We start from the raw sequence: 13849 nt of genomic DNA, 5'->3' as shown, positions 1-13849 counted from the left end.
TTGTGGCATGCCCCTGAATGGACTCGGGGCCGGCCGAAAAAGTTCGCAGTCATATTCGCGCAGCGCTCTTGTGCCATAAGAGGGGTGTGCCATGACTGCGCAAGATCAATGGCGTAGCACTTGCAGGCTTCACGCCAACAAAGCCTTGTATTGCGGAGAACCGACGAATGAAACAGAACTGGGCCGAGCGCCTGAGCGAGCGGATGCACGGCTGCGCCGAATCCCTGGGCAATCTGCTGGTGGAGGGCTTCCACTACCTGGCGCTGTTCGCCATCGGCGGCACGGTGTTCTGGTCGGCGGCGGTGGCGTTCGGCGAGATGGTCGGCAAGGGGCACGCGAGCATCGATGACATCCTGCTGCTGTTCATCTACCTCGAGCTGGGCGCCATGGTGGGTATCTATTTCAAGACCAACCACATGCCGGTGCGCTTCCTGATCTACGTGGCGATGACCGCGCTGACCCGCCTGATGATTGCCGACATCCAGCACAACCACGTGCCCGACGACGGCATCATCCTGGTCTCGGTGGCGCTGTTGCTGCTGGCCCTGGCGATTCTGGTGGTGCGTTACGCCTCCTCACGCTTCCCCTCGCCGAGTTCACCGCAGCGCGGCAGCGAACGCGATCTGATCAGCGACGACGAGCGCTGATCGCCCGGCGACGTTGATCCAGAGCCGCCGCTCGGGCAGCGGATGCACTACCATCGGTGCATCCGCTGCCTGAGAAGACCACTCCATGAAGGGATGGAAGCTGTTCGCACCCCTGCTGATCCTGGTGATCATTGCCGTCACCCTCTACCTGCGCCTGCACACCCAGCCGCTGCTGCTGCAGGGTGAAGCGGACGCCACCAACGTCATCGTCGCTTCCAAGGCCAAGGGCCGGGTCGAGGTGCTGCATGTGCGGCGCGGCGACGACGTGAAGCAGGGCCAGGTGCTGATCTCCCTCAGCAGCCCGGAGCTGCAGGCCCAACTGGATTCCCTGCGCGCCGCGCGCAACCAGGTACAGGCCAATCTCGACGAATCCCTCCACGGTACCCGCGAGGAAACCCTGCGCGCCCTGCAGGCCAGCCTGTCCCAGGCCCAGGCCGAGATGCGCAACGCCGATCTGGAGTACCAGCGCAACGAAGAACTGGCCGGGCGCGGCTTCGTTTCCCAGGCGCAGTTGGACCTGTCCCGCCGTGGCCGCGACGTGGCGCGCAACCGCGTCGCCGAGGCCCAGGCCAATCTCGATGAAGGCACCCAGGGTGACCGCGAAGAGCGCCGTCAGGCGCTGGAGGCCGCCGTACGCCGGGCCGATGCGCAGATTCTCGAACTGCAGGCACAGACCGATGACCTCAACGTGGTGGCGCCGGTGGACGGCGAGGTCGGGCCGATCCCGGCGGAGCAGGGTGAGCTGGTCAACGCCTACAGTCCGCTGCTGACGCTGGTGAGGCTGTCCGACAGCTATTTCGTGTTCAACCTGCGCGAAGACATCCTGGCCGACGTGAAGAAGGGCGACGAAGTGGCCATCCAGGTGCCGGCCCTCAAAGGCGCTGAAGTGCAGGCCAGGGTCGCCTACATCGCGCCGCTCGGTGACTTCGCCACCAAGCGCGCCACCCGCGCCACGGGTGATTTCGATCTGAAGACCTTCGAGGTGCGCCTGTATCCGGACCAGCCGGTGCAAGGCCTGCGCCCCGGCATGAGTGCGCTGTGGCAGTGGAAGCAGTAAGGCGCAACCTGCTGCGTTTCGCCCAGGCCTTCAGCAGCGAAACGCGAGTCGCCCTGCGCAGCTGGACCATCCACTGGCTTGGCTGGCTCTGGCCGTTGCTGCTGTTCGTGGTGATCAGCGGCGTGTACCAGGCGGGCACGCTACTGGACATGCCGGTGGCGGTGGTCGATGCCGACCACAGCAGCCTGTCGCGGCGGATCGTCCGCGAGTTGGACGCAGGCTCCCATGCCAAGGTCGAGGTGCTCGGCGGCGGGCTGCAGGAGGGACTTCGTCGGCTGCGGATGGCCGACGACTATGCGCTGCTCTATATACCCCGCGACTTTGAGGCGGACGCCTTGTCCGGCCGCCAGCCCGTTGCCGAGCTCTACTACAACTCGCTGTTCTACTCGGCCGGCTTCTACTCGACCCAGGATTTCAGCGGCCTGATGAGCTCGGTCAATGCCGAACTGCGACCGCGCCTGGCTGCAGGGATGGACCGCGCGATGCCCGCGCTGGCCAGCATCAGCGTGTCCTACGAAAGCCTGTTCAACGCCAGCGGCAACTACATCTACTTCCAGCAGTTCGCTGCCATCGTGCACTTGCTGCAACTGTTCGTGATCGTCGCCACGGTGCACGTACTGGCGCGCGAAGCGCCTGAGCTGCGGGCGTCCTCGCCGCACATCCTGCGGGCCAAGGCCCTCGGCGCGCGGCTGTTGGGCAAGATGGCGCCCTACACGTTGCTGTTCAGCACGCTGCTGATGGTCGAGCTGTTCCTGCTGGTGGAGCTCAATGGCGCGCGGATCAACGGCAATCCCTGGTGGATGCTGGCGATCACCGTCTGCTATGTCGCGGCGGCCCAGAGCGTCGGGCTGATGTTGTTCATCTTCACCGCCAACCGCTTCAGCGCCTACTCGCTGATCGGCCTGCTGATCGGGGTGGCGCAGACTTATTCCGGGGTGCTGCTACCGGAGCTGGCGATGCCGCAGATCGCCCGGATCATCTCCGAGGCCGAGCCGCTGACCCATACCCTGCACGGACTGTTCGACCAGTTCCTGCGCAAGGCGCCGGCCGAATCCGGCCTGTACACCTGCTGCAAGCTGCTGCTCTACCCGCTGATCGCCTACATGATCGCCAAGATGCGCCTGCGCCGGCGCCTCGACCTGAGCCCGGCGTAAGGAGCCGCCATGGAGAACTTCTGGAACGTCTTCCGCCAGTCGCTGAAGAACATGCTCGGCAAGCCACTCTGGCTGCTGATGGTGTTGTCCGTGGCACTGACCACCCTGCCGTACGCCCACCGCACCATGGACGACTTGCCGGTGGCGGTGATCGACATGGACCACAGCGCAGTCTCCCGCGAACTGATCCGTCTGCTGGACGCCGCGCCGAAGATCGCCACGCGCGCCTACGACCAGTTGCCGGAAGCCCAGCACGATCTCGCCTGGCGCGAGCTGTTCGGCATCGTGGTGATACCCGTGGACTTCGAGAAGCGGGTATTGCGAGGCGAATCGGTCACGGTGCCGATCTTCGGAGACGCCACCAACCGCATGGCCAACGGGCAGATCCAGCAGGACATCAGTGCCACCTACACTGAGCTGTCGCTGCGCTACAACCGTGAGCGGCTGATGCGCGGCGGCTTCTCCGAGGAGCAGTCGAATGTGCTGCTGCAACCGGCGATCGGCCAACTGACCGATCTGTTCAACCCCGGTACCAGCTTCGCCGCCATCGTCCTGCCGGGGCTGGTGACGCTGATCCTGCAGCACAGCCTGCTGCTCTCCTGCACGCGGGTGAACCTCAACCTGCGCGGCGGCACCCCGCGCTCGCTGCGCCAGCCAACCTCGACCCGATTCGGTCGCTACGCTGCGCAGTTGCTGATCTGGATGGTGCTGGCGATGCTCTTCTACGTGATCTGGCCATGGATGATGGGCTACCGGCAGACGGCCTCGTTCTTCATGCTGATGGGGCTGGTGCTGCCGTTCCTGCTGGCGGTGATCGCCATGAGCGAGTTCATCGCCGAGCTGCTGCCCTCGGAAGAGGCGGTGTACCTGACCATGACCTTCATCACCCTGCCGCTGTTCTACATGGCCGGCTTCACCTGGCCGCCCCAGGCCATGCCGCAGTGGGTGCAGCTGCTGGCCGACGCGATCCCCTCGACCTGGGCGATCCGCGCGGTGGTGGAGATGAACCAGATGAATCTGCCGCTTTCCGCCGTGGCCGACAGGATTCTCATCCTCTTCGCCATGGCGGCGGCCTATGGACTGTTGGGTACACTGATCTACCAGTACCGCAACTGGCGCTGGGACCAGCTCAAGGGCTGGTAGGCTGCCGCTTTCGCTATCGAGAGGGAGTTTCGATATGACGATGCTCCGTTCCTGCCTGCTGCTCGGTGTCGCGTTGCTCAGCGGTTGTGGGTCCTACCACACCCTGCGCAGCGACAGTGTGGTGGACGCCAGCGACCTGAAGCTCAAGGGCACCTACTGCGGTGCCATTCCGCGCGTCTATGGCGGCGTGGTCTGGGATGCCTGTCAGCTGTACGGTGAGCCTCCGGCCGACACCGGCTATACGCCGCCCTCCGCACCGGCCAACGATATCTTCGGTCCACCGATCCTGCCTGTGCTGGATATGGCGCTTTCCGGCGTCGTCGATACCCTGGCCTTGCCCTACACCCTCTATCGGCAAAGCCGCGACGGTAGCATCGAATTGCGACGCGACTGAGAAAAGGAGTCCAGACATGCCGTTGCGTGATGAATGGCGATGGTCAACGGCGTGGCGGTGCGCTTTACCGCGTTCCGCCGATGCCAATCTTCGACATGGGCCTTTCAGCGGTGGCCGACACGCTCGCGCTGCCCTATACCCTGTACCGCCAGGATCGCGACGGTGACATCCAGTTGCTGCGCGACTGAGCCGTCTAGAGTGAGAGTTCCAACTTCCCCGGGAGCTCTCTGATGAACGCATTGAACGGCAAGGTCGCAGTGGTCACCGGCGCGGCCAGCGGCATCGGCAAACAGATCGCCCTGACCCTGGCGCAGGCCGGCGCGGCGGTGGCCATCGCCGACTTGCAGCAGGACGCCGCCCAGCGCGTGGTGGCCGAGATCGAAGCCGCCGGTGGCAAGGCGCTGGCGGTGGCCATGGACGTGACCGACGAGCAGGCCGTGGACAGCGGTATCGACCGGGTGGTCGCCACTTTCGGCGGGCTCGACATCCTGGTTTCCAACGCCGGCATCCAGATCGTCAACCCACTGCAGGACTATGCCTTCGCCGACTGGAAGAAGATGCTCGCCATCCACCTCGACGGCGCCTTCCTCACCACCCGCGCAGCCTTGCGCCACCTGTACCCGACCGGGCGCGGAGGCGTGGTGATCTACATGGGCTCGGTGCACTCCCATGAAGCCTCGCCGCTCAAATCCGCCTACGTCACCGCCAAGCACGGCTTGCTTGGCCTGGCCCGCACCCTGGCGAAGGAGGGCGGGCCACACGGCGTGCGTTCCCACGTGGTGTGTCCCGGTTTCGTACGGACGCCACTGGTGGAGAAGCAGATTCCCGAACAGGCAAAGGAACTGGGCATCAGCGAGGAGGCGGTGGTGAAGCAGGTGATGCTCGGCGGGACGGTGGATGGCGAGTTCACCACCGTGGAGGACGTGGCGCAGACGGTGCTGTTCCTGGCCAGTTTCCCTTCGGCGGCGCTCACCGGCCAGTCGGTGCTGGTCAGCCATGGCTGGGGGATGCGCTAAGGCGCCAGCGGAAAAACAATGACCCCGTCTCGTAAGGGGACGAGCGGGGTCACTGGGTCGACTTGCTCGCGCCGGCAAGAGCCCTGGTTCACTCGGGGCGTCTGCCTCTGCCGGGGCCGGGCTCGTTGCTTCGGCGCAGGAGTAGATTCCTACAAATAAGGGAGGCTCGATGTAGTGGGTTTCCCTTTTGCGTTGTCAGAAGGTTCTTCTCTGTAGGGCAGCAGGGCAGCGTCGACGCCCTGGCTGGCTGCTGCAGGAAGGCGCAAGCCTGGGGCGTCGGAGAGCTGGGGCTGGTTCGCGAGCAAGCTCGCTCCTACAGTCTGCACCGGGTCGCTCCAGGTAGGAGCGAGCTTGCTCGCGAACCGCTCTCGGCGGCTCAGACCGCCTTGGGCAGCGGCGCGAACAGCGCGTCGATGTCCGCGTCATCCAGCTGCCAGTCGGTGCCGGTACCTTCGAGGATGCCGGCGGCCAGGGCGGCCTTGTCGCGCTGCAGCAGCTGGATCTTTTCTTCCACCGTGCCACGGGCGATCAGCTTGTAGACGAACACCGGTTTGTCCTGGCCGATGCGGTAGGCGCGATCACTGGCCTGGTTCTCGGCCGCCGGGTTCCACCAGGGGTCGTAATGGATCACGGTGTCGGCGGCGGTGAGGTTCAGGCCTACACCACCGGCCTTCAGGCTGATCAGGAACAGCGGTACGCGGCCTTCCTGGAAATCCTTCACCGGTGCACGGCGATCACGGGTGTCGCCGGTCAGCAGGGCGTATTCCAGGTTGCGCTCGGCCAGAGCCTCGCCGATCAGCGCGAGCATCGAGGTGAACTGCGAGAACACCAGCACGCGGCGGCCTTCGGCGAGCAGCTCTTCGAGCATGTCGAGCAGGTAGACCAGCTTGCCCGAAGTCACCGCACGCGCGGATTTGCCGGTGGGAGGCGGGGCTTCCTTGTTCACCAGGCGGATGTCGCAGCAGACCTGCCTCAGTTTCAGCAGTGCCTCGAGGATGATGATCCGGCTGCGCGCCAGACCTCTGCGGGCGATCTCGTCGCGTACCTTGCGGTCCAGTGCCAGGCGCACGGTCTCGTAGAGGTCGCGCTGCGCCTCGCTGAGTTCGATGTGCTGGATGAACTCGCTCTTGGGCGGCAGTTCCGAGGCGACCTGCTCCTTGGTACGACGCAGCAGGAAGGGCCGGATACGCGCGGCCAGGTGCGCCAGGCGGCCCTGGTCACCGTGGCGCTCGATGGGCGTACGGTAGTCCACGGCGAACTGCCGGGCATCGCCGAGCCAGCCCGGCAGCAGGAAGTGGAACAGCGACCACAGCTCGCCCAGGTGATTCTCCAGCGGCGTGCCAGTCAGGCACAGCCGGTGGCGCGCGCGCAGGTGCCGCGCGGCCTGGGCGGCCTTGGTGGTGGCGTTCTTGATGTTCTGCGCCTCGTCGAGGATCAGCAGGTGATACTCGTGCTGGGCGAGCTTCTCGGCATCGCGGGGCAGCAGGGCGTAGGTGGTGAGGATCAGGTCGTGCTCGGCGATCTTCGCGAACGCCTTGCGCCGCCCGGCGCCATGCAGTGCGAGCACGCGCAGATCGGGGGTGAAGCGCTCGGCCTCGTCCAGCCAGTTGGGGATCAGGCTGGTAGGCATGATCACCAGGGCCGGGCTGGTCAGGCGGCCGGCCTGCTTTTCCAGCAGCACGTGGGCGAGGGACTGCAACGTCTTGCCCAGGCCCATGTCGTCCGCGAGGATGCCGCTGGCGCCAACTTCGCGCAGGGTCTGCATCCAGCTCAGGCCTTCGTGCTGGTAAGCACGCAACTCGGCGTTGAGGCCGTCGGGAATCTGCGCCGGCTGGGCGCGGTAGTCGCGCAGGCGATGGGCGATCTCGCGCAGCTGTTCGCCGCCCTGCCAGGTCAGCGGCAGCTCTTCCAGTTCGGTGAGGTGCGCGGCGTCCGGCGCGCCCATGCGCAGGCGACGTACCGGCGGCTGCTCGCCGATATAGAACTCGGACAGTGTGCCCAGCAGCGGCTTGAGCTTGCCGAAGGGCAGCGAGACGCGCAGCGGGCGGTCGGAGGCGGTCTGCCAGGTGTGGATCGGGTTGCGCCCGGCATCCAGGCGCAACACCAGTTGTTCATCGTCGGCGTGGCGGGCGAGGGCGACCGGGTCGAGCAGCGCCGGCATGCGACGGATCAGTTCGATCAGCGCCGGCAGCAGGCTGATGCGCCGGCCTTCCACTTCGATGCCCAGCTCCAGGTCGAACCATTGGCGGTCGTCGGTTTCCTCGATCTCGGCGTACCAGTTCTCTACCGGCGTGAGGTCGAAGACGAATTCGGGGCGGATGTCGATTTCCCAGCCCTGTTCGCGCAGGTGCGGCAGGCCCTCGCGCATGAACGCCTGCCAGGCGCTGTCGTCGGGCAGTTCGAACATTTCCCCGGCGCTGTCCTCCAGCGCGTCGCTGCGGCGCATCGCCGGTTTAAAGCCCAGCTCGCGCAGGTCCAGGCGCCAGGCGTACTCCAGCTCCAGCTCGCGGCTGACGCGGACGATCTGGTCGTCGCGGAATACCCGGATCTCGCGGCCCGAGCGCGGCGTGACGCTGCCCGAGACCGGCATGTCGCCATACAGGAATGCCAGCGCGGCGCGGTGGCGGGAGATGTTCTGCATGCGCCCGCTGCGCAGGTCGAAGCCGCTGTGCACGTGGCTGCCCAGGGTCAGCCGTGGCCGGGGCGCGAGTTCGTCGCGCTCCACGGCAGGCAGTGGAGATTCGGCGGGTGGCTTCATCCGAGTGTCCTTCCGGCAGTCCAGCCGAGTACGCAAACGCCCGATGATACCGCGATTTTTCTCGGGCGGGACGCGGAAGGAAACCGGCGGTCAGCGGGCGAAGCGTTTCGCCCCCGCCACGCATAGCACCACGGCGACAGTGGCGCCGGCCATCAGCGGGCTGATCTGCTCGTGCAGCAGCAGGCCGGCCAGTGCCAGGCCGAAGAAAGGCTGCAGCAGCTGCAGTTGGCCAACCGCTGCGATGCCGCCCGTGGCCAGGCCGTGGTACCAGAAGAAGAAGCCGATCAGCATGCTGAACAGCGACACGTAGCCCAGGCTGATCCAGGCCGGCCAGCTGGCGCCGGTGAAGGTTGCCGGCTGGGTGTACCAGGCCAGTGGCAGCATCAACGGCAGGGACAGCACCAGCACCCAGCAGATCACCTGCCAACTGCCCAGGTGACGGGCGATGCGCCCGCCTTCGGCGTAGCCCAGGCCGCAGACCGCGACGGCGGCCAGCATCAGCAGGTCGCCGGTGAAGTTACCCGCGCCACTCTGCGACAGGGCGAAGCCGGCGACGACGGCGCTGCCCAACAGCGAGCAGATCCAGAACGCCGGACGCGGCTGTTCGCCGGCGCGGATCACGCCGAACAGCGCGGTGGCCAGTGGCAGCAGGCCGACGAAGACGATGGCGTGGGCCGAGTTGACATGCTTGAGTGCCAGCGCGGTGAGCAGCGGGAAGCCCACCACCACGCCGCCGGCGACCACCAGCAGGGGAATCAGGTCCTTGCGCGCCGGCAGCTTCTGCCGCAACAGGATGAGGATCGCCGCGGCCAGCAGGCCGGCGATGCTGGCGCGGGCGAGGGTGAGGAAGGTCGGGTCGAAGTCGGCCACCGCTACCCGCGTTGCCGGCAGCGAGCCGCTGAAGATGAGCACGCCGAGGAAGCCACTGAGCCAGCCGCCGAGGTTGCTGTTCGTGGCGAGAGTGTGGGTGTTGTTCATGGTGGGTCTTCCGGCAGGAGAGCGAGCCTGGAGGATGCGCGCGGAGCCGCCGGGCGGCCAGTGACAGAAAGGTACAATTTTCGCAAACTGTCCGTAAATTATCTCGGTACACATTACCCAGAGGCAGGCGAGGGCGGCATGGGCAGACCAAAGAGCACGCGGGTCGATTCGGTGATGCACCACGTGCGCGAGCGACTGGCCGCGCGGGCGCTGGTGCCGGGAGAACGACTGCCGTCGATTCGCCAGTTGGCCGAGCAGTTGGCAGTGTCCAAGACCACCGTCGTGGAAGCCTATGACCGGCTGGCCGCCGACGGCGTGATCGCCGCGCGCCGGGGCTCCGGCTTCTATGTCGCCGGCCATGCGCCGCCGCTGTCCCTGGCGGACGTTGGCCCGGCGCTGGACCGCAGCATCGATCCGCTGTGGATTTCCAGACAATCGCTGGAGGCGGCCGACACCTCGCTCAAACCCGGCTGTGGCTGGCTGCCGCCGTCCTGGCTGCCGGAGGAGGAGTTGCGCCGGGCGTTGCGGCAGATCGCCCGCGCGCCGCAATCGAGTCTGCTGGAATACGGCCGTCCCTACGGCCATTCCGGCCTGCGCGAACAGCTCGCGCGCCGACTGGCGGACTATGGCGTGCCAGTCGGACCGCAACAGCTGGTACTCACCGACAACGGCACCCAGGCCATCGACCTGGTCTGCCGCTTCCTGCTGGAGCCGGGAGACTGCGTGCTGGTGGACGATCCCGGCTACTTCAACTTCCAGGCCCTGCTGCGCGCGCACCGCGTGCAGGTGGTGGGGGTGCCCTACACACCGACCGGGCCGGACGTCGCCGCCATGGCGACCTTGCTGGACCAGCATCGCCCGCGCCTGTACATCACCAACTCGGCCTTCCATAACCCCACCGGCGCGGTGCTCTCGCCACTGGTTGCCCATCGTCTGCTGAAGCTGGCCGAGGCCCATGACCTGCTGATCGTCGAGGACGATATCTTCGGCGACTTCGAGCATGAGAGCGCGCCGCGCCTGTCGGCCTTCGACGGGCTGGAGCGGGTGATCCAGGTCGGCAGTTTTTCCAAGACGCTGTCAGCTTCGGTGCGCTGCGGCTACATCGCCACCAAACCCGAGTGGTGCGAGCGCCTGGTGGACCTGAAGCTGGCCACCAGCTTTGGCAACAGTCCGTTCAGCGCGGAGATGCTCTACGAACTGCTGCGCAAGGGTAGCTACCGTCGCCACCTGGACAGCTTGCGCGGGCGCCTGGCCGACGCCATGGGCGAGACGCTGCTGCGTCTGCGCACGCTGGATATCCAGCCGTGGCTGGAACCGCGCGGCGGCGTGTTCGTCTGGGCCTGCCTGCCGGGCGGGCTGGACGCCGCCGAGGTCTCGCGCGCTGCACTGGCGGACAATCTGGTGCTGGCGCCTGGCAACGTCTTCAGCCTGAGCCAGAGCGCCACGGGCTACCTGCGCTTCAACGTTGCCCAATGCCTGTCGCCGCGAGTTTTCGAAGGGCTTGAGCGTGCCATGAGGAAAGCGTGTGTGCGCTGACAGGAGTTTCGTTCAGAACCGGTCGAGTATTCTTTTTTCTTCGTGCGAACTCGGTGCGCTTCCCTCTCCTGGCGCTGGCAGGAAGTGACGCAGGTTGGGCAATGAGTCCTGAAGCGGCTGAAAAGCCTGCGGAAAGTTGAACAGATGTACAACTCAATCCGAAAAATACCACTCCACGGTCGAAAAGGTAGGGCGAACCGCGCATAGGGCAAACCTCTAGGATTATCGATTCAGCACCTCGGAGCGAGATGCGCGATCCGAAGTGAATCGTTGGATCAGAAAAAGAGGACACCCCTATGGCCGAGCCGTGTCAGCTGTACCTGAAGGTTTCCATCACCCGCCCCCGACTTGAGGCCTTCCTCTCCAGGGAAGCGGATTCTGCCGCCTGTTTCAGGGATCTCGAGCAATGGCTCGACGGCAATCACCACCGACGAGGCGGTCTGACCTGGGCCGAGCTGTGCGAACTGGGACAGGGCACTACCGCGGCGGCCTGGGTGGCGGGCTGGAGCCAGCACTTGCGTTCGCCAGCGTGGAACCATTACGACGAGACGACCCAGACCTGGAGCCTCGGCGTGCTGGAGTTCACCGAAAGCCGGGACTGGATACTCGGTTCGATCAATGTGTTGCGGCGTATCGCCGACTTCAAGGACCTGCCCGGCACGGACTACCTGCTGATCTACGAGTACCTGTTCGGCAAAGGCTCGGTGGTGGCTGCGGTCGAGCTGACCCCCGGCGCCTCCCGCATTCTCGAGGAACAACCGCCTCCGCGCCTGACCGCCGAAGCAGACCGGATGATGAACAGCCTGTTGCGCGCCATGGATGTGACCGCCACCTATGCCGTTCAGCGAATTTTCGACACAGATACTCACAAACGGCGCTGCTGAGTTCTTTTAATTGAGAACCAATATCATATAATTCCGCTTTTCAATCGCGTGCCTTGGGCTGTGCCCGGGCCGCCTCGCAGGATTCACCTCGATGTGCGTTTCCCCGCGCCCGACCCAACCGAGAGCCGACGCATGAGCGCAGCCCAGGCCGGTACTATCGCAGCCCGCATTCTCAGCGCCGTGGTCGGTGGCTATGCCCTGGCCTACACCGCCACGGCCTTCTTCAGCGTCTATCTGCCGATGTCGCGTTCGGACCGTGTTTCGCTGGCCAGCCTCGCCTGCTTCATTGTCTGGGTTGCCGCCATCCTTTATGCCTTTGGCGCAAAAAGCCCGTGGCGCGCGGTCTGGGCGCCGCTGGCGTTGAGCGTCGTGCTGGGCTTGGCGGCCTTCCTGCCCACTGCCTACGCGGTGCGCCCATGAGCCTGCGTCAATCGATGTCCGGCCTGCATACCTGGGCCGGGCTGCTGGTCAGCTGGATTCTCTTTGTCGTGCTGTTCTCCGGCACCGTTGCGGTGTTCGACAAGGAACTCACCCGCTGGATGACGCCGCAGCTGCACAAGCTGGAGCAGGTCAAGGTCGGCGCTGACCAGGTACGCGAGCTCATCGTCGAACGCGCGCCCAAGGCCCACGGCTACTGGATGCACCCGCCCACCGAGCGCATGCCCTACTGGACGGCGGGTTGGGAGCCGGCGGACTTCAGCGAGTTCCAGTCATTCCTGGTGGACGCCCAAAGCGGCGCGGTGCTGCCCAAGACCGTTGGCGGCAACTTCTTCCTCGAACTGCATTACGAATTGCACGGCGGCATGCTCGGTCTCTATGTAGTCGGCGTGGCCGGCGTGTTCATGCTGGTGGCGCTGGTCAGTGGTGTGATCGTCCACCGCCGTATCTTCAAGGACTTCTTCACCCTGCGCCCGAAGGCCGCCAGGCAGCGTGCCTGGCTCGATGCACACAATGTGCTGGGTGTGCTTGGCCTGCCGTTCCATCTGCTGATGGCTTACACCGGGCTGGCGATCTTCATCACCTTCTATATGACCGCCGGCATCAAGGTGGCCTACAAGAACGACATGGAGCATTTCTTCCATGATGTGCAGGGCGCCTTCGACCGCGAGGCGCTGGGCAAGCCGGCGAAGGCGACCAAGTCCATCGACAACATGATCCTCAAGGCCCGTGAAGCCTGGGGCGATGACAGCCAGGTCGGCTGGATCAATATCGAGAATCCGGGCGATGCGGCGGCGATGGTTCAGATCCGCAAGGCGGTGGACAAGAGCATGGTCAACGACCAGCGCACTGTGTCCTTCGATTCTGGCAGCGGTGCGCTGTTGCACGTTCAGAAGCCCTACAAACCGGGCTACAAGACCTATGCCTGGCTGACCGGCCTGCACATGGCGCAGTTCGGCAACGACCTACTGCGGGTCATGTATTTCGTCCTCGGCCTGGTGGGTTGCGTGATGGTCTTCGGTGGCTTGCAGGTTTGGGTCAGCAAGCGCGAGACGAAAGGGCACCGAGGCCTGGCGCTGGTTCGCACGCTCAATGGCGCGGTCTGCGGCGGGCTGCCGATTGCCTCGCTCGGCCTGCTGGCCGCGTCGCGGCTGCTACCGGCCGACCTGCTCCAGCGCACCCGCTGGGAAGCCACCGCGTTCGTGGTGATCTGGCTGCTGGCGCTGGCCCACGCGCTGCTGCGCCGTGGCAGCCGCGTCATGGCCCGCGAGCAGTTCGTCGCCCTGGCGGCGCTCGCTGTTCTGCTGCCAGTCCTGAGCCTGTTCGGCCCTGAGCCGGGCCGGGTGACGACGCATCTCGCCAATGGCGACTGGATGATGGTCGGCATCGATCTCGGCCTGCTGCTGATCGGCGGTCTTTGCGCCTTCCTCGGCTGGCGACTGGGGCGGGAGCGCGCCGAGCCCGTTCGTGCGCGTCGTGCCCGCAATGAGGAGTACGCCTGATGCTGCTGGTCTTCGGTCTCAACCTGCTGGCGCTGGCGGCGGCCTGCCTGTCGCTGTCCCGCCATCATCGTGATCTGTTCGGCAGCGCGCCGTCGCAGTCACGCGTGCGCCTGCTGCGGATCGCCGCGTTGGTGGACGGTGCGCTGGCGTTGGCCTACGCGATCCACGTCATCGGCGTTGAGCTGGGAATCGTCTACTGGGCGTGCCTGCTGATGATCGCGGGTGCAACGCTGGTCCTGCTGTTGGCCTGGCGGCCACGCTGGGCATTGCCGACGGCGGCGGCGATGCCGGTGATAGGCGGAGTGCTGGCTGTACTCGGCTGAGGCCTTCAGGTTTTTGTAG

Annotated in this window: 14 protein-coding genes; 12 read left to right on the top strand and 2 right to left on the bottom strand. The window is 65.7% G+C overall.

Annotation, left to right across the window (positions count from 1 at the left end; genetic code table 11):
• Positions 1-167 precede the first annotated feature (167 nt).
• From ACKI1H_RS29945 to ACKI1H_RS29915, 7 genes are all read left to right on the top strand, one after another.
• Positions 168-647 (top strand): phosphate-starvation-inducible protein PsiE, encoded by a 480-nt coding sequence (locus ACKI1H_RS29945; protein ID WP_045210811.1) that lies wholly within the window; start codon positions 168-170, stop codon positions 645-647.
• Positions 648-732: 85 nt separating this feature from the next.
• On the top strand, positions 733-1704 hold the full coding sequence (locus ACKI1H_RS29940; protein WP_138522046.1) for an HlyD family secretion protein: 972 nt from the start codon (positions 733-735) through the stop codon (positions 1702-1704).
• On the top strand, positions 1686-2858 hold the full coding sequence (locus ACKI1H_RS29935; protein ID WP_138522044.1) for an ABC transporter permease: 1173 nt from the start codon (positions 1686-1688) through the stop codon (positions 2856-2858). Before ACKI1H_RS29940 ends, ACKI1H_RS29935 begins: the two co-directional genes overlap by 19 nt.
• A 9-nt stretch (positions 2859-2867) precedes the next feature.
• Positions 2868-4001 carry an ABC transporter permease gene (locus ACKI1H_RS29930; RefSeq protein WP_138522042.1) on the top strand — a complete coding sequence of 378 codons (1134 nt, stop codon included), beginning with the start codon at positions 2868-2870 and terminating at the stop codon, positions 3999-4001.
• A gap of 34 nt (positions 4002-4035) precedes the next feature.
• On the top strand, positions 4036-4395 hold the full coding sequence (locus tag ACKI1H_RS29925; RefSeq protein WP_440467211.1) for a YceK/YidQ family lipoprotein: 360 nt from the start codon (positions 4036-4038) through the stop codon (positions 4393-4395).
• Positions 4380-4583 (top strand): YceK/YidQ family lipoprotein, encoded by a 204-nt coding sequence (locus tag ACKI1H_RS29920; RefSeq protein WP_440468929.1) that lies wholly within the window; start codon positions 4380-4382, stop codon positions 4581-4583. Before ACKI1H_RS29925 ends, ACKI1H_RS29920 begins: the two co-directional genes overlap by 16 nt.
• Positions 4584-4625: 42 nt before the next feature.
• Complete coding sequence (locus ACKI1H_RS29915) at positions 4626-5411, top strand: 3-hydroxybutyrate dehydrogenase (RefSeq protein ID WP_440467210.1); 786 nt, start codon at positions 4626-4628, stop codon at positions 5409-5411.
• Between the two features lie 376 nt (positions 5412-5787).
• Here ACKI1H_RS29915 and ACKI1H_RS29910 read toward each other — a convergent pair whose 3' ends face one another.
• Both ACKI1H_RS29910 and ACKI1H_RS29905 read right to left on the bottom strand, forming a co-directional pair.
• On the bottom strand, positions 5788-7818 hold the full coding sequence (locus tag ACKI1H_RS29910) for a DEAD/DEAH box helicase (protein WP_440468928.1): 2031 nt from the start codon (positions 7816-7818) through the stop codon (positions 5788-5790).
• Positions 7819-8259: 441 nt separating this feature from the next.
• Positions 8260-9147 carry a DMT family transporter gene (locus tag ACKI1H_RS29905; RefSeq protein WP_138522034.1) on the bottom strand — a complete coding sequence of 296 codons (888 nt, stop codon included), beginning with the start codon at positions 9145-9147 and terminating at the stop codon, positions 8260-8262.
• Between the two features lie 138 nt (positions 9148-9285).
• Here ACKI1H_RS29905 and ACKI1H_RS29900 point away from each other — a divergent pair, with 138 nt between their 5' ends.
• The 5 genes from ACKI1H_RS29900 to ACKI1H_RS29880 all read left to right on the top strand — a co-directional run bounded on the left by ACKI1H_RS29900 (position 9286) and on the right by ACKI1H_RS29880 (position 13830).
• Complete coding sequence (locus ACKI1H_RS29900; protein WP_138522032.1) at positions 9286-10683, top strand: aminotransferase-like domain-containing protein; 1398 nt, start codon at positions 9286-9288, stop codon at positions 10681-10683.
• A 296-nt stretch (positions 10684-10979) separates the two neighbouring features.
• Positions 10980-11567 carry a hypothetical protein gene (locus ACKI1H_RS29895; protein WP_138522030.1) on the top strand — a complete coding sequence of 196 codons (588 nt, stop codon included), beginning with the start codon at positions 10980-10982 and terminating at the stop codon, positions 11565-11567.
• Positions 11568-11699: 132 nt separating this feature from the next.
• Positions 11700-11987: a DUF3649 domain-containing protein gene (locus tag ACKI1H_RS29890; protein ID WP_138522028.1), complete on the top strand. Its 288-nt coding sequence runs from the start codon at positions 11700-11702 to the stop codon at positions 11985-11987.
• A complete protein-coding gene (locus ACKI1H_RS29885) occupies positions 11984-13507 on the top strand; it encodes a PepSY-associated TM helix domain-containing protein (protein ID WP_440467209.1) in 1524 nt (507 codons plus the stop codon). Before ACKI1H_RS29890 ends, ACKI1H_RS29885 begins: the two co-directional genes overlap by 4 nt.
• Positions 13507-13830, top strand: a complete 324-nt coding sequence (locus ACKI1H_RS29880) for a DUF3325 domain-containing protein (RefSeq protein WP_440467208.1) — start codon at positions 13507-13509, stop codon at positions 13828-13830. Before ACKI1H_RS29885 ends, ACKI1H_RS29880 begins: the two co-directional genes overlap by 1 nt.
• The last annotated feature ends 19 nt before the right edge of the window (positions 13831-13849 follow it).

The sequence above is a fragment of the Pseudomonas sp. YH-1 genome, assembly GCF_051990045.1.
In the GTDB taxonomy this organism is placed as follows: domain Bacteria; phylum Pseudomonadota; class Gammaproteobacteria; order Pseudomonadales; family Pseudomonadaceae; genus Pseudomonas; species Pseudomonas nicosulfuronedens.
This window is presented reverse-complemented; position numbering and strand designations above follow the sequence as displayed.

Excerpts from the sequence above, each read along its gene's own strand:
- ACKI1H_RS29945 (WP_045210811.1), top strand. The coding sequence starts at position 168 with ATGAAACAGAACTGGGCCGAGCGCCTGAGCGAGCGGATGCACGGCTGC.
- ACKI1H_RS29940 (WP_138522046.1), top strand. The coding sequence starts at position 733 with ATGAAGGGATGGAAGCTGTTCGCACCCCTGCTGATCCTGGTGATCATT.
- ACKI1H_RS29930 (WP_138522042.1), top strand. The coding sequence starts at position 2,868 with ATGGAGAACTTCTGGAACGTCTTCCGCCAGTCGCTGAAGAACATGCTC.
- ACKI1H_RS29925 (WP_440467211.1), top strand. The coding sequence starts at position 4,036 with ATGACGATGCTCCGTTCCTGCCTGCTGCTCGGTGTCGCGTTGCTCAGC.
- ACKI1H_RS29915 (WP_440467210.1), top strand. The coding sequence starts at position 4,626 with ATGAACGCATTGAACGGCAAGGTCGCAGTGGTCACCGGCGCGGCCAGC.
- ACKI1H_RS29910 (WP_440468928.1), bottom strand. The coding sequence starts at position 7,818 with ATGTTCGAACTGCCCGACGACAGCGCCTGGCAGGCGTTCATGCGCGAG.
- ACKI1H_RS29905 (WP_138522034.1), bottom strand. The coding sequence starts at position 9,147 with ATGAACAACACCCACACTCTCGCCACGAACAGCAACCTCGGCGGCTGG.
- ACKI1H_RS29900 (WP_138522032.1), top strand. The coding sequence starts at position 9,286 with ATGGGCAGACCAAAGAGCACGCGGGTCGATTCGGTGATGCACCACGTG.
- ACKI1H_RS29895 (WP_138522030.1), top strand. The coding sequence starts at position 10,980 with ATGGCCGAGCCGTGTCAGCTGTACCTGAAGGTTTCCATCACCCGCCCC.
- ACKI1H_RS29890 (WP_138522028.1), top strand. The coding sequence starts at position 11,700 with ATGAGCGCAGCCCAGGCCGGTACTATCGCAGCCCGCATTCTCAGCGCC.
- ACKI1H_RS29885 (WP_440467209.1), top strand. The coding sequence starts at position 11,984 with ATGAGCCTGCGTCAATCGATGTCCGGCCTGCATACCTGGGCCGGGCTG.
- ACKI1H_RS29880 (WP_440467208.1), top strand. The coding sequence starts at position 13,507 with ATGCTGCTGGTCTTCGGTCTCAACCTGCTGGCGCTGGCGGCGGCCTGC.